Genomic DNA, 19145 nt, shown 5'->3' with positions numbered 1-19145 from the left:
GTACGGCACGGGCAGCAGGGCACGGTTAGCGGAGTCCGCCCCGTGGAACCGGGTCCTCCCGCCGTCACTCGTCCAGTTCGGGAAGCCGGTTCGGGGACGGGCAGATGCGGTCGCCGTACTGGTCGAAGACGAAGAGGTGCGCGACGTCGACGAGCAGCGGGATGTGCATGCCCTGCCGGAGCCGGATGTCGGGGGTGGTGCGCACCACCAGGTCACCGGCCGGGCTCCCCTCCGACGTCACCGTTGCCGTCCCGGTCGTGTCCGTGCCGTCGGTGTCCGGCCGGTCGAGGACCATCACGGGACCGGCGCGCAAAGCGCCCGTACGCTCCCGGAGGCGCTCCAGCACGCCCGGTGTCTCGCGGCGCCGCCGCCGCGGCGGGCGCGGTCCCGGACGCGGGGCCTCCAACTCCGGTACGACGGCCGGGTGGGAGCCGGTGCTGAGATGGACGAGGACCTCGTGGCCCTGGAACTCGACCTGCTCGACGAGGCCGGTGAGCAGCACCTCCCCCGGGCGCGCCGCTGCGGGCTTGGCGATGCGGACCGCCTCGGAGCGCAGGCCGACGATCACCTCGCGGCCCTGCTGGACACGGAGCAACTGGTGGTCCAGGGAGAGCGGTTCGGGCAGCCGGAGGAACTGCTTGCCGAGGCTGATGGTCATCGCCCCGTCGAGCGGGGCGCGCACCAGGCCGCGCAGCAGGTTGATGCGCGGGGTGCCGACGAAGGCGGCGACGAAGACGTTGCGGGGCAGTGCGTAGACGGCGCGCGGGGTGTCGACCTGCTGGAGCAGCCCGCCGCGCAGCACGGCGACCCGGTCGCCGAGCGACATCGCCTCGGACTGGTCGTGGGTGACGTACACCGTGGTGACGCCCAGGTCCCGGGTGAGCCGGGAGATCTCGGCGCGCAGATGGTTGCGGAGTTTGGCGTCGAGGTTGGACAGCGGTTCGTCCATCAGGAAGGCCGAGGGGTGGCGGGCGATCGCGCGGCCCATCGCGACGCGCTGGCGTTCGCCGCCGGAGAGCTGGCCGGGCAGGCGTTCGAGGAGATCGTCGATGCCCAGCATGCGGGCGGTGGCGTCGACACGGCCGCGGTGGTCGCCGCCGGGGTTTCCGATGCGCAGCGGGAAGCCGATGTTGTCGCGGGTCGTCATGTTCGGGTAGAGGGCGAAGTTCTGGAACACCATGGCGATGTCCCGCCCGGACGGGGGCAGATCGTTGGCGTACTCCCCGTCGAGCAGCAGCCGTCCCTCGGTGATCTCCTCCAGCCCGGCGATCATCCTGAGCACGGTGGACTTGCCGCAGCCGGAGGGACCGAGCAGGACCAGGAACTCCCCGGGCGCGATGTCCAGGGACAGCCGGTCCACGACGTGGGGGCCGCCTCGGGTGTAGGTCTTGCTGACGTCGTACAGGGAGATGGCGCGTGTCATGACGGGTGCCCCCGGGGGCTCACTGGCGCTGGTGCTCCAAGGTCGGATGTCCCGCCGGGATCCAACGGGACCGGTGGTCACGGAAGTTAACGGAATGTATGCGTGTGGGGGAAGGGATGTGACAGGATCCGACGCTCCGCTCCGCTTCAGGCGGAAACGGACGTTCACGTTCATGTTGTCGGGGGTGCCCCGTCGTCACCGTGCCGTGGCGAGTGAGGTGACTTCGACCGGTACGCCGTTGAGGACCGCGTTGCCCGACAGGGGGTCGAGGAGGCTGCCGTCGAGGAGCTGGTTGACATTGACGCCGGGGGTGCGGGAGGCGTGGGTGAGGCGGGTGCCGGGGCGGTCGTGGCCCCAGCCGTGCGGCAGGCTCACCACTCCGGGCCGGACGCCGTCGGTGATCTCGGCGGGCGCGACCACCTCTCCCCCGGCGCCCTTCACCCGTACGTCCGTGCCGTCGCGCACACCGAGCCGCTCGGCGTCCTCGGGGTGGATGTGCAGGGTGCAGCGGTTGGAACCGCCGGTGAGGACGGGCACGTTGTGCATCCAGCTGTTGTTGGAGCGCAGATGGCGGCGGCCGACGAGGACGAGCCCGGCGGGGCGGTGGAGCAGGGCCTGGCGCAGGCGCGGAAGGTCCGCGGCGATGGGTTCGGGAAGCAGCTCGATCCTGCCGCTGCGGGTTTTCAGGGGCTGGGGCAGGCGCGGGGCCAGCGGGCCGAGGTCGATGCCGTGCGGGTGGGCGAGCAGCTTCTGAAGGGTCAGCCCGTCGGGCCGTGCGCCGAAGCCGTCGCCGTAGGGGCCGAGGCGCAGCATCATGTCGAGCCGCCGTTCGGGGCCGGTCTCGCCGGTGAGCTGGGCGGTCAGGTCACGGGGGTCGCGGCCGTGGACGGGTGAGTGCGGCTCGCGGACGGCCTTGCCGAGGGTCTGGTCGACGACCATGGCGTCCACGGCGGCGGGGTCGGCGCCGTCCATGCCGGTCACCGCCAGGACGAGGCGGGCCAGGATCTCCGACTCGGCCATCCTGCCGGGTTCCGGGGAGATGGCCGGGCGGGTGTAGCGGACCTGGTTGCGTACGGCGAGGGTGTTGAGGGCGAAGTCGTGGTGCGGGCTCTGTGAGGGCGGCGGCGGGGGCAGGACGACATCGGCGTGGCGGGAGGTCTCGTTGAGGTACGGGTCGACGCTCACCATGAAGTCGAGGGAGTCCAGGGCCTTGTCGAGGCGGGCGCCGTCGGGCACGGAGAGCACCGGGTTGGCGGCGATCGCGATGAGGGCGCGGACCTGTGCGCCCTCGGCGGTCGCCGTGTCGATCTCCTCGGCGAGCACGGAGATCGGCAACTCGCCCTTGGCCTCGGGGTGTTGCCGGACCCGGGAGTGCCAGCGGCCGAGCTGGAAGCCGTGGCCGGGGCCCGCGGGGCGGGGGGTGCGGTCGGTGGCCGCCTGCGGGAAGAGGGCGCCGCCGGGGCGGTCGAGGTTGCCGGTGAGGATGTTGAGGACGTCCACCAGCCAGCTCGCGAGCGTGCCGTGCGGGACGGTGCAGCTGCCGATGCGGGCGTAGACGGCGGCGGTGGGGGCGGCGGCCAGTTCACGGGCCAGGGTGCGGATGGTGGCGGCGTCCACGTCGCAGGCCGGGGCCACCGCTTCCGGGGTGAAGTCCCGCAGGGCGTCCTCGAGTTCGGGCAGGTCCTGGACATGGGGGGCGAGCCGGCCGAGATCGGTGAGGTGCTCGGCGAACAGGGTGTTCGCCATCGCCGCGAGCAGCAGCGCGTCGGCGCCGGGGCGGATCGCGATGTGCCGGTCGGCGAGGCGGGCGGTACGGGTGCGGCGCGGGTCCACGACGGTGAGTCGGCCGCCGCGCGCCTTGATCGCCTTGAGCTTGCCCGGGAAGTCGGGGGCGGTGCAGAGACTGCCGTTGGATTCCAGGGGGTTGGCGCCGATGAGGAGCAGGTGGTCGGTGTGGTCCAGGTCGGGCACGGGGATGGCGTTCGCATCGCCGAACAGCAGGCCGCTGGAGACGTGTTTGGGCATCTGGTCGACCGTGGACGCGGTGAACACGCTGCGGGTGCGGAGGGCTGCCAGCAGGACGGGTGGGTAGAGGGCGCCGGCCATGGTGTGGACGTTGGGGTTGCCCAGGACGACGGCGATGGCGTCGGCGCCGTGCGCTGCCGCTATGGGGCGGATTCCTGCGGCTACGGCTTCGAAGGCCTCTTCCCAAGTGGCCTCGCGCAACTCGCCGTCCTTGCGGAGGAGGGGGTTGCGCAGGCGGTCGGGGTCGGTGTCGAGGGTGGGGAAGGCGGCGCCCTTCGGGCAGATGAAGCCGTGGCTGAAGACGTCGTTCTTGTCGCCGCGAGCTGTGGCTACTTTGGCGGGGGCGCCTGCCTCGTCTTGAGCCGTGATGGTCAGGACCAGGCCGCAGGTTGCTTCGCAAAGCGGGCAGATCCGCAGGGCGGTGCGGGTGCTGGTCGTGCTGGACATGGGTCCTCCCCCAGGGTGGCGGCCACTTTGGCACTCTGCGGGGCGACGATACCGACCGGTTGGGATGGTGGGGAGGGTGCCACCTGAAGTACTTCGGCGGGTGCGGCGCCGTCGTGGCTTGTCGCTCCCCCAAGCTCTCAGCTTCGTTCGAGCAGGGAGGTACCCCCATCGCGGCGGAGCCGCATATCGGCACAGCCCCGCGCCCCCAAACAGGTCGGCGAGCTGCGCGTCAGTTGTAAGGCTCGCCGGGGTTTCCGCGTACCCCTACATGCGCGTGGTTCAGTCCAGAACTCGGGCCAAGTACGCCCGTAGGATCTCCCGGGTCTCTTGGATGATCTTCGGGTCTCCTTCCGGGGAGACGCGGAAGGAGAGGTGGACCAAGGTGTCGGCTGTTTCCACTGCTACCAGGAACATGCGGCGGAGGTCTTCGTCGGGGGTGCGGTTCAGGTAGGCGGCCAAGAGGTCGCCCAGGCGGTCGGCTACTCGGGTGTTGGGTTCCGTGGAGCGGTCGCCGACCGGGATCTGGTTGCCGAAGTCGACCAGGGAGAAGCCGGGCGCGGTGCGTTTCATGGCCAGGTACTCGTCCAGCACGGCGTCCATCGCCGCGCGCCAGTCGCCCTTGCCCGCCCCCTTCAGCCGCTCCGTGACGCGTTCCGTGTAGCGCTCCAGATTGCGCTGGGCGAGCGCGTCGGCCATCGCGCGTTTGTTGCCGAAGAAGCGGTAGACCGAGCCGATGGGCACACCGGCGCGCGCGGCGACGGTGCGGGTGCTGAGGGCCTCGTAGCCGACCTCGTCGAGGAGGTCGGCGCAGGCGTCGAGGATCCGGGTGAGCCGTTCCGCACTGCGCTTCTGTACGGGCGCGCGCCGCAGCGGGGCAGTCGGGGGCAGGGGCTTCACGATGCCGTTCCCACGAGTGTGCATGTCGGTCAAGTTACCCGTGACGGCCGCGCATGTGGGGGCGTCGGCGCTCGTCAGGGCGGTTGTGATGCGCGTCATGCCACCGCGGCCACCCTGCGCACCGGCTGCCGTACGCGCCGTACCGGTGCCGCCGCCGTGAGACCCGCCGTACCGCCCGAGCCGGTGGCCGCGTTCCCCGGCGTCGGCTGCTGGGTCGCGGACTCCGTGATGTCGGCGGTGCTCTGCACCGGCTTGCCGTGCACCGCCCACACGGTGCCGTCGTCGGCGTAGAGGCGCGCGGTGAGATGATGCGTGCCGCGCGGGACGATGCCCGCTGCCAGCCGATGGCGGGCGGTGCGCAGGCGGGCGACGACGGCACCGTCCAGGTAGAGATAGGCGAGGCCGCGGCCCCGAACCGCCCGGGGGCGGGTGCCGGCGGGCGAGAAGCGGAAGTGGCGGACGGTCAGCCGTACGTCCCAGCTGTTGCCGATGTCCGGGGCGACCTCGATCTCGACCTCCGGCGCGTTGTCCTTGCCCACTTGACGGTAGTGCCGCCCCTGTTCGTCAGTGCGGTCGAGGAGCTTGCCCACCGGGGAGGGCGAGGCTCCGTTCATTCTCCCGTGCACCTCGCCGGAACCGCAGCCCGCCGATCCGGCCAGCACCAGGACACAGACCGCGAGCACGACGAGAGGTCCGTGCGTCCACGACATGTCCGCGAGCCTAGTGACACCGGCCGGGCGGCCAAATCCCCCTGGAGTCTTGGTCCGGTCCTCCTGGAAGAGGAGGTCGCGGCGGGTGTCGTAGTCCTGGTGGGGGGCTCGTCGGGGGCGGGGGGCGTCCCGTCGTGCTCCGTAGTGCCTCTTGCGGCTCCGTACACCCCAATCCTATGGTGATGCATAGGAATGAGGGATGGGGATCGGACGTCAGGACGTACGTACGGCTGCGAAGGAGCGAGCATGAGCGGGGACGCAAGGAAGACCGCCGAGGGGCTGGCCTATCTGTCCGGTTTCGGCAATGAGCACAGCTCCGAGGCGGTGCCCCGAGCGCTCCCCGATGGGCGCAACTCGCCCCAGCGCGCGCCCCTCGGGCTGTACGCGGAGCAGCTCAGCGGTACGGCGTTCACCGAGCCGCGGGCGCACAACCGGCGCTCGTGGCTGTACCGGATCCGCCCCTCGGCCGCCCACCCGGCGTTCACCCGCACCGGCAACGGCACGCTGCGCACGGCGCCGTTCACCGAGTCGGTGCCCGACCCCAACCGGCTGCGTTGGAACCCCCTGCCGGAACCGGCGCCGGGGACGGACTTCCTGGGCGGCCTGTGGACGCTCGGCGGCAACGGTGACGCCGCCCAGCGCACCGGTGTCGCCGTGCACCTGTATCACGCGAACGCGGACATGGACCGGGTCTTCAGCGACGCCGACGGCGAGCTGCTGATCGTCCCGGAGCGCGGCGGGCTGCTGCTGTGCACCGAGTTCGGGCTGCTGCACGCCGGTCCGGGCGAGGTGGCGCTGATCCCGCGCGGGGTGCGGTTCCGGGTGGAGCTGCCGGACGACGGCGACGGCGCCGCCGCCCGGGGATACGTCTGCGAGAACTACGGCGCCCCCTTCCGGCTGCCCGACCTCGGCCCCATCGGCGCCAACGGCCTCGCCGCCGCCCGTGACTTCCGGGCGCCGATCGCAGCGTACGAGGATGTCGAGGGGCCGGTGGAGGTGGTCACCAAGTTCTGCGGCAACCTCTGGACGGCGATGTACGGCCACTCGCCGCTCGACGTGGTCGCCTGGCACGGCAATCTCGTGCCGTACGTCTACGACCTGCGCCGTTTCAACGTCATCGGCTCGATCTCGTACGACCACCCGGACCCGTCGATCTTCACGGTGCTGACGTCGCCGTCCGACACACCGGGGCTCGCGGGGGTCGACTTCGTCGTGTTCGCGCCGCGCTGGCTGGTCGGCGAGGACACCTTCCGGCCGCCGTACTTCCACCGGAACGTGATGAGCGAGTACATGGGGCTCGTCGAGGGCGCCTACGACGCGAAGACGGCCGGTGAGGGCGGCTTCGTGCCGGGCGGCGGCTCGCTGCACAACATGATGTCGTCGCACGGCCCGGACCGGGAGACGTTCGAGCGGGCGAGCGCCGCCGAGCTGCGGCCGCAGAAGGTCGACGACGGTCTGGCGTTCATGTTCGAGACCCGCTGGCCGCTGACCGTCACCGCACAGGCGGCGGGCGCGGAACACCTCCAGCGGGACTACGACGCGGTGTGGAGGGGCCTTGAGCGGCACTTCAGGCCCTTGCACTGAGGAACGACCGCCCGGTACGGATGGGCCCGTGACCTCCTTCGCCCCCGATTCGATCGTCCTGAACCGCAAGCTGCCGCTCTGGTACCAGGTGTCACAGTCCCTGCGCGCCTCCATACTCGGCCGCTCCGTCCAGGACCCGCTGCGCCTGCCCACCGAGGAGCAGTTGGCGGGGCACTACGGCGTGAGCGTGCTGACCATGCGGCAGGCGCTGAAGGAGCTGGAGGAGGAGGGGCTGATCAGCAGGCACCGGCGGCGCGGGACGTTCATCGAGCCGGGCTCGCGGGCGGCCGCGCCGGTACGGCTGCTGGGGTCGGTCGACGCGATCGTGGCGCAGCAGTCCGGCATGACCACCGAACTGCTGGAGCGAGGCAGCGTGCCGCCGCCCGGTGAACTCGCCGAGCACTTCCCGGACCTGGCCGAGGTGGTGACGTACCACCGGCTGCGCTGCGACGAGAAGTCCGGCGAGCCGACCAACCACGCCCGCAACTGGGTCCGTCCGGAGCTGGCGGCCCGTATCGACCTCGACGACCTGCTGCGCTGGCCGATGACGAAGGTGCTGCGCGATGTCGTCGGCGTCGCGATCAGCCGTATCACCGACACCGTGCAGGCGCGCCTGGCCGACCCGGAGACGGCGCGGCTGCTGCGGGTCCCGCTGCTCAGCCCGATCCTGCACTACACCGGGATCACCTACGACGCCGCAGGACGTGTGCTGGACGTGGCGGTCATCCACTACCGCGGCGACCGTTTCTCCTTCTCGGTCACGCTGGAGACGACCTGACCCGCGGCCGACGCCGTCCGGACCGCTGTCGGCGGCAGGCCGTACGATGCCCAGCGTGACGCACGACGACGCTCCGCTGCTCGCGGACCTCATGCCGTGGTCCGTCGCACCGCCGCGGCTCGGCCGGGGGTGGCCGGCGGCCCCCGACGCGGCGTCCCTGAAGGCCCGCTGGGACGCCCTCCTCAAGGCCGAGGGCCCCGACCGCGAGGCCCTGTTCGAGCCGACGCGCTCCCGCACCCCGCACTCGGCGGTCGCCCAGTTGCCGGGACAGCCCAGCGGCACCGAGAAACTGATCCGGGCCACCGGTCCCTGCCCCGAGCCGGTACGCGTGCTGCTCGCGCCCTTCGACGAGCAGTGGCTGATTCCCGATCACCGGCTGATCGACACCGCCCGGCCGGAGCTGTGGCGGGTGGCGGACGAGCGGCAGGTGTTCGTCGTGGAGACCGGGGCGGGTGCAGGGGCTGGGGCGGGTACGGGTGCAGGGGCGGGGGCGCAGACCGAGATGCCGCTGCTCGCGACCTCGCTGCTGCCGATGCTGCGCGCCGGGCGCGTACGCCCCCTGTACCGCCGCCCCGGCGGCGCGGAGCCGAATCTGGCACCGGGCCTCCTGACCCACCTCGGCAGCCGCCTCGGCACCGAGCCCGACGCGGTCGACGTGCTGGCCTGGATCCTGATCGCCGTGCGCCCCGACCTCACCGTGCCGCTCACCGCGGACCCCGAGCGCTGGGCGCGCGGCGTCGAGGCGGGCCGCCGGATCCTGTGGCTGCTGCGCCGCGACGGCGAACGCCCGCGACTCCCCGGCGGCCGCCGCCCCTACGTCCGCGCCCCGCTCCCACGGCTCCCCCGCACCCTGGGCTACGACCCCGAGGAGGAGACCCTGTACCTGGACGAGGGCCGCATCTCCCCGGTCCCGGCGGCGGCCTGGAACTTCGAGCTGAACGGCTCACGGATCCTGGACCACTGGTTCACCTCCCGCACGGCGGACCCCACCCCGGACACCCTGTCGACGATCCGCCCGACGACCTGGCCCCAGCCCTGGACCTCAGAACTCCTGGAACTGATCACAATCCTGGCCCTGCTGTCCGATATCCCGATCCTGACGACGGAACCCCCGGACCCGACCCCGATGACAGCCACCGCCCTCCACCACGCAGCGGTCCTCCCGCCCCCACCCCCGACCCGCAAACCCGCCACAGTCCTGAACCACCACGAGGAAGGCCCAGAAGGCCAGTTCACCCTCCTGTAGGAGACTTCGGGGGCTTCAAGCCAAGGGCCAGCATCCCCACCCAAGGGGCGCGGGGCTGTACCAATATGCGGCTCCGCCGCGATGGGGGTACCTCCCTGCTCGAACGAAGTTGAGAGCTTGGGGGAGCGACCAGCCCCCACAGCGCCGCACCCACCCCAACAACCCCACCCCAAGGGATGATCCGCCCATGGATAGCCTCCCCCTGCCCTTGGAGGGCATCACCGTAGTCACCGCAGAACAAGCGGTAGCCGCCCCCTTCGCCACAAGGCAACTCGCAGATCTGGGCGCCCGAGTGATCAAACTCGAAAGAGTGGACGGCGGCGACTTCGCAAGAACCTATGACACCGCAGCGGGCGGCATGGCCTCGCACTTCGTCTGGTGCAACCGCGGCAAGGAGTCCCTCGCGGTGGACCTCAAGGACCCCCGCGGCCTGGCGATCGCGCGGCAACTGATCGCCGGCGCGGACGTGTTCGTACAGAACCTGGCCCAGGGAGCCGCCGCCCGCCTGGGCCTCGACGCGGCCACCCTCTGCGCGGCGCACCCGCGGCTGATCGCCGTGGACATCTCGGGGTACGGCCCGATGGGACCGTACGCAAAGAAGCGGGCCTACGACATGCTGGTGCAGTGCGAGGCGGGCCTGGTGTCGGTGACCGGGACGCCGAAGGAGCCGGTCAAGGCGGGGATCCCGGCGGCGGACATCGCGGCGGCCATGTACGCGTTCTCCGGTGTGCTCGCGGCGCTGGTACGGCGTGCGGCAACCGGGCGGGGCGGGCCGGTGGAGGTGTCGATGCTGGATTCGCTCACCGAGTGGATGGGGCATCCCCTGCACCATGCGATGCACGGTGGGACGTCCCCGGCGCGCACGGGGCTCGCGCACGCGGTCATCGCACCGTACGACGCGTACCCCACGGCCGACGGCGCGAAGGTGCTGCTGTCGGTGCAGAACGACCGTGAGTGGCGCCGGCTCGCCGAACAGGTTCTGGGAAGGCCGGAGTTGGCAACGGACCCGGAGTTCGCGACGAATGCCGCGCGGGTCGCGAACCGGGAGCGTACGGACGCGCTGGTGGCGCGGGCGCTGGGCGCGCTGGACGCGGACGAGGCGGTGGCGCGGCTGGAGACGGCGGAGCTCGCGTGCGCACGGCTGAGGGACGTACGGGAGGTGGCGGCGCACCCTCAGCTGGCGGCCCGGGAGCGGTGGCGGGAGGTGGATACGCCGGTGGGGCCGCTGAGGGCGTTGCTGCCCCCGATCACATTGCCGGGCGGGGACGAGGCACGGATGGGTGATGTGCCCGCGCTCGGCCGGCACACCGGGGCGCTGCTGCGAGCCGTGGGGATGACGGACGACGAGATCGCAGCGTTGCGCCGGGACGGTGTGGTGGCCTGAGCGCGGGCCTCAGGGTTCGACTGCGGGCGGCCGTGCGGCTGCCGGAGGCTCAGTTGCCGCCGAACAGCGTACGGCGCAGCCGGCGCAGCGGTGCGAACAGCGAGACGCGGCGCACGCGCACGTTCCTGTCGCTGCGGGCGTGCGTGGTGTCACGCGTGGTCAGCTCAAGCATCAGGGACGTGGCCTCGGCCGTCTCGCGCTGTGGCACGGCGGGTCCGGCCAGCACTGACAGATGACGGTCGAGGCGCGAACTGGTCGCACTGCTACCGCAGGTGATCGCAGGGACCCTGGCCCTGCTGCGCATTGTTATCTGATCCATGTCACTCCCCACCCGTACGAGTCCACCCGGCCCGGGCAGGTTAACCCTATCGTCCCGTTGGGGCACTCGTGTATCTCGGCCACATGATTCACCTACCCAGTAAGGGGATTGACCATTACTCTCCGAATCCAACCGATTTCAAGGCGAGTTGGACAATTGGTTGTGTGGTGGGCTGTGCCGATCCCCCGTCGGGTTCCACGGTGACGGCGAGTGACGTGGCCGATCTTACGAGACCTGATGCAATCAGGGGCGTGTCGGAGCTGAACAGGCCGAGGGAGCGCGGCTGTGCGCCGGGGCGCATCAGCCAGAGCTGGCGCACTCGTCCGCTGGGCGGTGCGCCGTATCCGCTGAGGGTGACGACGGCGTCTCCCTGTGACGCGGAGGCGATCACCCCGATGGTGTGGCCCTGGGCGTCGCGTCCGGTGGCGGCGCGCGCGTCGGAGGCGGCGAGCACCCGGGCGATGTCGCGCGACCGGTCCCGCTCGGCGTCGAGCTGGTCCCGGGTGTGGCCGGCCTGTACGGCGAAGAGCGCGGCGACCACCAGCGCGGCGGCGGCCGTGGCGGTCGCGAAGGGCACGAAGACCGGGATACGGCGGCGCTCCGGAATACGCGGCGGCGGCTGGGCGCCCCAGACGTGCGGCGGCAGCTGGGTGGTGCGGGTGCCGCGGGCCGGGTCGGGCCGGGCGGGTTCCTGCGCGGTGATGCGGACCGCGGCGAGCACCCTCTCGCGCATCGCCGGGGGCGCGGGCACGGCGGCGGACCAGGCGAGCCTGGCCGCGTCCTCGGACAGGGCGCGCACCTCGGCGGCGCAGCGGTCGCAGTTCGCGAGATGTCGTTCGAAGCGCACGCGTTCGGCCGGTTCCAGGGCGTCGAGGGCGTAGGGGGCGGCCAGCGAGTGCGGATCCTCGCGGCGGATCAGTCGGCCGAGCAGGCTCATACGGCGCCTCCCAGGCATTCGCGCATCCGCGTGAGTCCGTCGCGCATCCGCGTCTTGACCGTGCCGAGCGGCAGGGAGAGCCGTTCGGCCACTTCACGGTACGTATAGCCGTCGTAGTAGGCGAGGGTCACGGACTGGCGCTGGAGGGCGGTGAGCCGGTCGAGACAGCGGCGCACCCACTCGCGTTCCAGACCCGCCTCGACCTCCTCGGTGACCTGGTCGAAGGCGGGGTGGTGGGCTCGGCGGGCCTCGCGTTGCTCGCGTTCGCCGGCCGCGCGGGCGCTGCGCACCCGGTCCACCGCCCGGCGGTGGGCGAGGGTGAGGACCCAGGACAGCGCACTGCCCCGGGCCGGGTCGAACTTCGGTGCGGAGCGCCAGAGTTCGAGGAGGACCTCCTGGGCGACCTCCTCGGACTGGGCGGCGTCGCGCACCACCCGCCGTACGAGACCGAACACCGGCCCGGACACCAGTCCGTAGAGTTCCTCGAACGCCTTCTGGTCACCCCCCGCCACGAGGACGAGCAGGTCGTCGGCCTCCACTCGGTTCCCCTCTCCAGGCCCGCATGGGCCCCGTCCTGTCACACCAGGCATTCGCACCGAACGCACCTCCGGACGGAGTTACGGACCAGCGTGCCGAAAACGCGGGTCCGGCGGGCAGGAAAGAATTTTTTCGAGTCGACCAATCCGCCGCGGCGGTCCGCTCCGTATACCCGTCCGTCAGACGCAAGTCGGCACTGAGAACGGACAGCAGGGACGGGACGGCATGACAACTGACTCCAGGAGCGGCGCGACGCGGCGTGGCCTCGTGACCCTCATCTGCGGTGCGCTGGCCGCCGGGGGGCTCGCGGCCGCCGGCGTCGCCACGCTGGAACCGGGGGCGGCCTCCGCCTCCAGCCACCGGGAGGCCCCGCTGATCTCGGGGACCCCGCAGTACGACAACACCGATGTGTACGCGTTCGTCAGCCCGGACAAGCCGGACACGACGACGATCATCGCCGACTGGATCCCCTTCGAGGAGCCGGCCGGCGGTCCGAACTTCTACACGTTCGCGGACGACGCCCAGTACGACATCCACATCGACAACAACGGTGACGCGCAGGGCGAACTGCTGTTCCGCTACACGTTCAAGACGCACGTCAAGAACAAGAACACCTTCCTCTACAACACGGGCGCGGTCACCAGCCTCGCCGACCCCGACCTCAACGTCACACAGACGTACGACATCGACCTGATCAAGCTGCACAACCAGAAGGTCGTGTACAAGACGAAGCTCGCCGACAACGTGCCGGTCGCGCCGTCGAACGTGGGCAAGGCGTCGATGCCGGACTACGGCACACTGCGCGACCAGGCCGTCCACAAGCTGGCGGGCGGCTCGACGACGTTCGCCGGCCAGGCCGACGACCCGTTCTTCCTGGACCTGCGGGTCTTCGACCTGCTCTACGGCGGGAACCTCTCGGAGGTCGGCCGGGACACCCTCAAGGGTTACAACGTCAACTCCATCGCCCTCCAGGTGCCCACCGACATGATCCGCGAGTCCAAGAAGCAGCCGGTCGTGGGCATCTGGTCGACGACCCAGCGCCGTAACGCCAAGGGCTACTACGAGCAGGTGTCGCGGCTGGGCAACCCGCTGGTCAACGAGGTCGTCAACCCGCAGAAGGACAAGGACAGGTTCAACGCGTCCTCGCCCTGGTACGACGCGCAGTTCCTCAAGAACGTCACCAACCCGGAGCTGCCGAAGCTCATCGAGTCGATCTACAAGATCAAGGCGCCCTCAGAGCCGCGCAACGACCTGGTCGATGTGTTCCTCAAGGGTGTGAAGGGCCTCAACCAGCCGCCGCGCGTACGAGCGGCGGAGGAGCTGCGGCTCAACACCTCGATCAAGCCCACCGCCAAGCCGAAGCGGCTCGGTGTCCTCGACGGCGACAACGCGGGCTTCCCGAACGGCCGCCGGCTCACCGACGACGTGGTCGACGAGGCGCTCCAGGTGATGGAAGGCGAGCTGGTCGGTGCCAAGAACGACCTCGGTGACGCGGTGAATTACAACGACAAGAACTTCGGGAAGTCCTTCCCGTACCTGGCCCAGCCGGAGTCCGGTTCGCGCGGCCCGCTCGCCAAGGGCACGAGCGGCAACGCCGATGTGCGCAGCCAGCTGGGCGACGCGCTCCAGCCGGCCGGTTCGTCCTCCGGTTCCTCGAACACGACGCTCATCGCCGCCTCGGCGGCCTCGGGAGCGGCGGGCATCCTGCTGATCGGCACGGGCGTCGCCTGGTGGCGCCGCCGTATGAGCCGTCCGTACTGACCCCGGCCCACCCCACCGACAGGCGCGGCCCGCTCAGCAACCCCCCACGCTGCGGGCCGCGCCGCCGGTGCCGGGACCGGCACCGGCACCGATGCACCACACCCAGATGCACCACACCGATGCACCGCACCGATGCACCGCACCGATGGACAGCACAGCGGAACGACCAGGCGAGGAGAGGGCGATGTCCCTGCGCGGTAACGACAGCGAGCCAGAGGGACGCGAGCCGTCCGAGGAGCGGGCGCTGAGCGGCGCCGCCGACGGCACCGCCGCCACCGGCGCCCCCGGCCCGCATCCCGACGAGCGGGTGGCTGCCGTGCGACGGTTCGCGGATGTCGGGCGGCGCTGGCGGGCCGGGCAACTCGTCGGCTGTGCGGTGTTGTTGGCCGTCGCGATGACCGGGGGTGCCATCGCGGTCGGGGCCGGGGAGGGGGGCGGTGGGGGGACCGCTGCCGTAGCCGTGTCCGAGGCCGTCCCGCCGGGGCAGCTCGCCGGTGGGGATCTGGACGCCGGTATCGCCTCGTTGCAGGCGCATCTGCGCGGGCAGCCCCGGGACCATGCCGGCTGGGCCACGCTGGGGCTCGCCTATGTCGAGCAGGCACGGACCAAGGGCGACCCCTCGCGCTACCCGCAGGCCGAACAGGCACTGAAGCGTTCCCTGCGGCTGGCGCCCGGCGACGACCAGGCCCTCGCGGGGCTCGCCGCGCTCGCCGCCGCCCGCCACGGCTTCAAGGGCGCGCTCACCTACGCCGACCGCGCCCTGAAGCGGAACCCCTACAGCGAACGCGCCCTGTGCTCCCGTATCGACGCCCTCGTCGAACTCGGCCGCTACGGCGACGCGTCGAAGGCCGCCGACCTCGCCGACTCCCGCCGCCCCGGCATCCCCGTCTTCACCCGCTACGCCTACGTCCACGAACTTCGCGGCGATGTGAGGACGGCCCGACGGGTGCTGGAGCAGGCGCTGGCCACCGCGACCTCGCGCGGCGACATCGCGTACGTCGCCTCTCAGCTCGGCCAACTCGCCTGGAACCAGGGCGAGTACAAGACAGCTCTCGGTCACTACGCCCGTGCCCTCGCCGCCGACGAGAACTACCTCCCCGCTCTGGAGGGCCGCGCCCGCACCCAGTTCGCGAGCGGCGACCGGACCGGGGCCGTCAAGAACATGGAACTGGTGGTCTCCCGCTACCCGTTGCCCGGACCGCTCGTGGAACTCGGCGAGCTGTACGAGGACCGCGGCAGCGCCGGTGACCGGGGCAGGGCAGGCGACCAGTACGCCCTCGTCGACGCCTGGATCGCCCTCGCCCGTGCCAACGGCGTGAACGCCGACCTCGACACCGCGCTCGCCGCCGCCGACCACGGCGACAGGGCCGCCGCCCTGCGTGCCGCCCGCGCCGAGTGGGCCCGCCGTCACACCGTGCACACCGCGGACGCCCTCGCCTGGGCCCTGCACGTCAACGGTCGTGACACCGAGGCCCTGCCCTATGCCCGCCGGGCCACCGCGACCGGTTACCACAACGCCGCTTTCCTCTACCACCGCGGCACGATCGAGCTGGCCACCGGCCACCGGGCCGACGGCCGCGCCTCCCTCACAGCGGCCCTCCGTCTCAGCCCCGGCTTCTCACCGCTGGGCGCGCGAGCCGCCCGTACGGCACTGGAGGCGGCCAAGTGACGCCCCGGAACCGGCTGTTCACGGCCGCGGCACTGCTCGCCGCCGTCGTCGCGCTGCTCCTCGTCCCGGCCTCCGCCGCGAGCGCGCACCCGCTCGGCAACTTCACCGTCAACCGCTACGACGGTCTGGTCACCGCCCCCGGCACCCTGCGCGTCGACCATGTCGAGGACCTCGCCGAGATCCCCGCGACCCAGGCCAAGCCGGACATCACGCGGCTCGGGCTGACCGCCTGGGCCCGGCAGCGGTGCATGACGGCCGCCCGTAGCAGCACGGCCACCGCCGACGGACACCGTGTCGCCCTCACCGTCTCCCGCAGCCACGCCGCCCTGCGGCCCGGGCAGGCCGGACTCGACACCCTCCGTGTGGTGTGCCGCCTCACCGCGCCGCTGCCCGAGGGCTCAGCCGGGTCCGTCACGGCCCTCCGCTTCCACAGCGCCGGTGTCACCTCGGGCCCCGGCTGGCGGGAGATCACCGCGCGCGGCGACCGTACGACCCTCACCGCGTCCGATGTGCCGAAGACCTCCGTGTCGCACGAACTCACCACCTATCCGAAGGAGTTGCTCTCCTCCCCCGCCGACACCGTCAGCGCCGCCCTGACGGTGCGGCCCGGCGGCCCCGCCCTCGCCGACCACGGTGACGACCACGCCGACGCGCCCGCGGCCGCCGTGCTGCCGCGCGGCGCCGACCGCTGGACCCGCGCCCTCGACGGACTGGTCGCCCGCCAACACCTCACCCCGGGGTTCGCCGCCCTCGCCCTGCTGATCGCGATCGGCCTGGGCGCGATGCACGCGCTCGCGCCGGGCCACGGCAAGACCCTGATGGCGGCGACCGCCGCGGCGCGCGGCGGCCGGGCCGGACTGCGTGACGTGCTGCCGCTCGCCGCGTCGGTCACGGTCACCCACACCCTCGGCGTGATCGCCCTCGGCCTCCTGGTCACCGCCGGTTCCGCCGCGGCTCCCTCGGTGATCGGCTGGCTGGGCGTGGCGAGCGGCGTGCTGGTGACGTTCGCGGGCGCGAGCCTCGTACGCCGCGCACTGCGCAACGGGGCGCACCCGGCGCCACCCGCGCACGACCACGGGCAGCCCGACCACGCCCATCCCGGCCACGGGCAGCAGGACCCCGAGCACACGCACGCCCACGATCACGACCACGACCACGGTCGTGGCCACGGCCACAGCCACCAGCACACCGGCGCCCACGACCACGCACACGCCCCCGGTCACCCCCACGACCACGCGCACCCGCGCCCCCACACCCACGCCCACCCCCACACCAGCAGCACCATCGAGCACACCCACAACGGCGTCACCCACACCCACTCCACCGCCCCCACCCTCCGCGGCACCCTCCTGCTCGGGTTCGCCGGGGGGCTGGTGCCCAGTCCCTCCGCGGTCGTCGTGCTGGTCGGCGCGGCGGCGCTGGGGCAGGCGTGGTTCGGGCTGCTGCTGGTCGTGGCGTACGGCGCGGGGCTCGCCCTGACGCTGACCGCTGCCGGGTTCGCCGTGGTCAGGCTGGGCAGCGGTATGAGCCGGGTCCTGAAGCGGCGCCCCCGCTGGACGGCCAACCCGCTTGCTTCCCTGGTGCGCCGTACCGCCCCGCTGGGCTCCGCCGTCGTGGTGGTGGCACTCGGGGCCGGTTTGGTGCTCAGGGGTGCGGCATCCGCATTGGGCTGAGCTACGTTGGGGATAAATCATGGCGAGACGTCATGGGGGTCGCCGGTGTCCGAGGCTCCGGGCAGTGAACGAGTGATCGCGGGCCGCTACCGCCTTCTGTCCCCGCTGGGCCAGGGCGGCATGGGGACGGTGTGGCGGGCCCGGGACGAGGTGCTGCACCGCGAGGTCGCCGTCAAGGAGGTCCGCGCGCCCGCCGGGCTGCCACGGTCGGACGTGGAGCGGCTCTACGCCCGGCTGGAGCGGGAGGCGTGGGCGGCGGCCAGGGTCGCCAACCGCAATGTGGTGACGGTGTACGACGTGGCCACCGAGGACGGCCGCCCCTGGATCGTGATGGAGCTGGTGCGCGGGCTCTCGCTCGCCGACACGCTGGACGCCGAGGGCCCCATGCCGCCCCAGCAGGCCGCGCACATCGGCGCCGAGGTGCTGGCCGCGTTGCGCGCCGCGCACGACGCCGGGGTGCTGCACCGCGATGTGAAACCGGCCAACGTACTGCTCGCGAACGACGGCCGGGTCGTGCTCACCGACTTCGGCATCGCCACCGTCGAGGGCAGCTCCGCGCTCACCATGACCGGAGAGGTGATCGGCTCGCCCGAGTTCCTCGCCCCGGAGCGTGCGCTGGGCCGCACGCCGGGGCCGGAGTCCGACCTGTGGTCACTGGGTGTGCTGCTGTACGCGGCGGTCGAGGGCAATTCGCCGTTCCGCCACGACACCCCGCTGAGCACGCTGCGCGCCATCGTCGACGACGAGTTGCCGCCGCCTCGCCGGGCGGGGCCGCTCGCCCCGGTGATCGAGGGGCTGCTGCGCAAGGATCCCGCGCTGCGGCTGTCGGCGGCGCAGGCCGAGCAGGATCTGCGGATGGTGGCGGCGGGCGCCTCGCCGACCGCGCCGACGGCCCGGGTGCCGATGACGCCGTACCCGCCGACGAGACCGTACGAGCCGACGACGGCCACCCCGCAGCAGCCGGTGCACGCCGCACCGGGCGGCCCGGCCGGGCCCATGGCTCCGACGCCACGCCAGGACGCGGACGACGGCCGTCCGGACCACGGCCGCCGGGCGGGGATCGTCGTGGTCGCGGGCCTGATCGCGGTCGCCCTGGCGCTGGCCGGGCTGACGTACGCGCTGCTGCACGACGGAAGCGGGAGTGGCGGGAACGGCACAGCGGGCTCCCGCAGCCCCGGGGTGACATCGGCGCCGCCGAGCGACGCCCCCACCACGCAGCGGTCGGCGAGCCCGAACGAGAGCGCGTCCGCGAGCACCGGCGCGTCGAGTTCCGCGCCGGAGCAGTCGGTGCAGGTCGCGGTGACCGGCTCGAACACGGACTACTCGGGGGCGTGTCCGCCGCCGAACGCGCAGGCGCCCGCCTTCACGGCGACGTTCACGGTGGGGCGGCTGCCGGCGGAGGTGTCGTACCGCTGGGTGTCGAAGAACGGCGATGTCGCGGACACGGGGTGGAAGACGCTGTCGTTCCCGGCGGGGGGCGGGAAGACCAGGCAGGACACGGTGATCGTGACGACGTACTCCACGAGCGGCGGGACCTATCACAACGCGCTGAGCGTGGAGGTGCGCTCCCCGGTGCACACGACCTCGAACTCGGTGCCGTTCTCGGTGACCTGTGCGACGGAGACCCCGACGGGCGGGGCCTCCGGTTCCGCTTCTGTCTCTCCCTGAGGGACTTTCCGTGACGGACTCTCCGCGACGGACTCTCCGTGACGAAAAGTCCCTGAGAGGCTCTCCCCGACGGATCAGAACCTGTCT

General features: G+C 72.1%; 15 protein-coding genes. 8 read left to right on the top strand and 7 right to left on the bottom strand.

What is annotated here, in order from left to right:
• Positions 1–64: 64 nt before the first annotated feature.
• The 4 genes from ACSYGN_RS32575 to ACSYGN_RS32560 form a co-directional block, all read right to left on the bottom strand.
• Positions 65–1423 (bottom strand): ABC transporter ATP-binding protein, encoded by a 1359-nt coding sequence (locus tag ACSYGN_RS32575; RefSeq protein ID WP_460402009.1) that lies wholly within the window; start codon positions 1421–1423, stop codon positions 65–67.
• Between the two features lie 195 nt (positions 1424–1618).
• On the bottom strand, positions 1619–3895 hold the full coding sequence (locus ACSYGN_RS32570; protein ID WP_460402007.1) for a molybdopterin oxidoreductase family protein: 2277 nt from the start codon (positions 3893–3895) through the stop codon (positions 1619–1621).
• A 279-nt stretch (positions 3896–4174) separates the two neighbouring features.
• Entirely contained in the window at positions 4175–4816 is a 642-nt protein-coding gene (locus ACSYGN_RS32565) for a TetR family transcriptional regulator (protein WP_460402005.1), read from the bottom strand.
• 71 nt (positions 4817–4887) lie between these two features.
• Positions 4888–5502, bottom strand: coding sequence for a hypothetical protein (locus ACSYGN_RS32560; protein ID WP_460402003.1), 615 nt, complete (start codon positions 5500–5502; stop codon positions 4888–4890).
• A gap of 246 nt (positions 5503–5748) precedes the next feature.
• On the opposite strand from ACSYGN_RS32560, the gene hmgA reads away from it, so the two are divergent.
• From hmgA to ACSYGN_RS32540, 4 genes are all read left to right on the top strand, one after another.
• A complete protein-coding gene (gene hmgA, locus ACSYGN_RS32555) occupies positions 5749–7086 on the top strand; it encodes a homogentisate 1,2-dioxygenase (protein WP_460402001.1) in 1338 nt (445 codons plus the stop codon).
• A 28-nt stretch (positions 7087–7114) separates the two neighbouring features.
• Positions 7115–7864 carry a GntR family transcriptional regulator gene (locus ACSYGN_RS32550; RefSeq protein WP_460401999.1) on the top strand — a complete coding sequence of 250 codons (750 nt, stop codon included), beginning with the start codon at positions 7115–7117 and terminating at the stop codon, positions 7862–7864.
• Between the two features lie 46 nt (positions 7865–7910).
• A complete protein-coding gene (locus ACSYGN_RS32545; protein WP_460401997.1) occupies positions 7911–9110 on the top strand; it encodes a type ISP restriction/modification enzyme in 1200 nt (399 codons plus the stop codon).
• 187 nt (positions 9111–9297) lie between these two features.
• On the top strand, positions 9298–10494 hold the full coding sequence (locus tag ACSYGN_RS32540; protein ID WP_460401995.1) for a CaiB/BaiF CoA transferase family protein: 1197 nt from the start codon (positions 9298–9300) through the stop codon (positions 10492–10494).
• A gap of 49 nt (positions 10495–10543) precedes the next feature.
• Here ACSYGN_RS32540 and ACSYGN_RS32535 read toward each other — a convergent pair whose 3' ends face one another.
• The 3 genes from ACSYGN_RS32535 to ACSYGN_RS32525 all read right to left on the bottom strand — a co-directional run bounded on the left by ACSYGN_RS32535 (position 10544) and on the right by ACSYGN_RS32525 (position 12289).
• Positions 10544–10813 carry a hypothetical protein gene (locus tag ACSYGN_RS32535; RefSeq protein ID WP_460401993.1) on the bottom strand — a complete coding sequence of 90 codons (270 nt, stop codon included), beginning with the start codon at positions 10811–10813 and terminating at the stop codon, positions 10544–10546.
• Positions 10814–10928: 115 nt separating this feature from the next.
• Positions 10929–11750, bottom strand: a complete 822-nt coding sequence (locus ACSYGN_RS32530) for an anti-sigma factor (RefSeq protein WP_460401991.1) — start codon at positions 11748–11750, stop codon at positions 10929–10931.
• Positions 11747–12289: a sigma-70 family RNA polymerase sigma factor gene (locus ACSYGN_RS32525; protein ID WP_460401989.1), complete on the bottom strand. Its 543-nt coding sequence runs from the start codon at positions 12287–12289 to the stop codon at positions 11747–11749. The genes ACSYGN_RS32530 and ACSYGN_RS32525 overlap by 4 nt, the downstream gene beginning before the upstream one ends.
• 223 nt (positions 12290–12512) lie before the next feature.
• Here ACSYGN_RS32525 and ACSYGN_RS32520 point away from each other — a divergent pair, with 223 nt between their 5' ends.
• From ACSYGN_RS32520 to ACSYGN_RS32505, 4 genes are all read left to right on the top strand, one after another.
• Positions 12513–14048, top strand: coding sequence for a DUF4331 domain-containing protein (locus tag ACSYGN_RS32520; RefSeq protein WP_460401987.1), 1536 nt, complete (start codon positions 12513–12515; stop codon positions 14046–14048).
• A gap of 184 nt (positions 14049–14232) precedes the next feature.
• Positions 14233–15717: a tetratricopeptide repeat protein gene (locus ACSYGN_RS32515; protein ID WP_460401985.1), complete on the top strand. Its 1485-nt coding sequence runs from the start codon at positions 14233–14235 to the stop codon at positions 15715–15717.
• Positions 15714–17390 (top strand): urease accessory protein UreH domain-containing protein, encoded by a 1677-nt coding sequence (locus tag ACSYGN_RS32510; RefSeq protein ID WP_460401983.1) that lies wholly within the window; start codon positions 15714–15716, stop codon positions 17388–17390. The genes ACSYGN_RS32515 and ACSYGN_RS32510 overlap by 4 nt, the downstream gene beginning before the upstream one ends.
• A 45-nt stretch (positions 17391–17435) precedes the next feature.
• Positions 17436–19058, top strand: coding sequence for a serine/threonine-protein kinase (locus ACSYGN_RS32505; RefSeq protein ID WP_460401981.1), 1623 nt, complete (start codon positions 17436–17438; stop codon positions 19056–19058).
• Positions 19059–19145 lie beyond the last annotated feature (87 nt).

Source organism: Streptomyces sp. YIM S03343 (assembly GCF_054729195.1).
This window is presented reverse-complemented; position numbering and strand designations above follow the sequence as displayed.

Excerpts from the sequence above, each read along its gene's own strand:
- ACSYGN_RS32575 (WP_460402009.1), bottom strand. The coding sequence starts at position 1,423 with ATGACACGCGCCATCTCCCTGTACGACGTCAGCAAGACCTACACCCGA.
- ACSYGN_RS32570 (WP_460402007.1), bottom strand. The coding sequence starts at position 3,895 with ATGTCCAGCACGACCAGCACCCGCACCGCCCTGCGGATCTGCCCGCTT.
- ACSYGN_RS32565 (WP_460402005.1), bottom strand. The coding sequence starts at position 4,816 with ATGCACACTCGTGGGAACGGCATCGTGAAGCCCCTGCCCCCGACTGCC.
- ACSYGN_RS32560 (WP_460402003.1), bottom strand. The coding sequence starts at position 5,502 with ATGTCGTGGACGCACGGACCTCTCGTCGTGCTCGCGGTCTGTGTCCTG.
- hmgA (WP_460402001.1), top strand. The coding sequence starts at position 5,749 with ATGAGCGGGGACGCAAGGAAGACCGCCGAGGGGCTGGCCTATCTGTCC.
- ACSYGN_RS32545 (WP_460401997.1), top strand. The coding sequence starts at position 7,911 with ATGCCCAGCGTGACGCACGACGACGCTCCGCTGCTCGCGGACCTCATG.
- ACSYGN_RS32540 (WP_460401995.1), top strand. The coding sequence starts at position 9,298 with ATGGATAGCCTCCCCCTGCCCTTGGAGGGCATCACCGTAGTCACCGCA.
- ACSYGN_RS32535 (WP_460401993.1), bottom strand. The coding sequence starts at position 10,813 with ATGGATCAGATAACAATGCGCAGCAGGGCCAGGGTCCCTGCGATCACC.
- ACSYGN_RS32530 (WP_460401991.1), bottom strand. The coding sequence starts at position 11,750 with ATGAGCCTGCTCGGCCGACTGATCCGCCGCGAGGATCCGCACTCGCTG.
- ACSYGN_RS32520 (WP_460401987.1), top strand. The coding sequence starts at position 12,513 with ATGACAACTGACTCCAGGAGCGGCGCGACGCGGCGTGGCCTCGTGACC.
- ACSYGN_RS32515 (WP_460401985.1), top strand. The coding sequence starts at position 14,233 with ATGTCCCTGCGCGGTAACGACAGCGAGCCAGAGGGACGCGAGCCGTCC.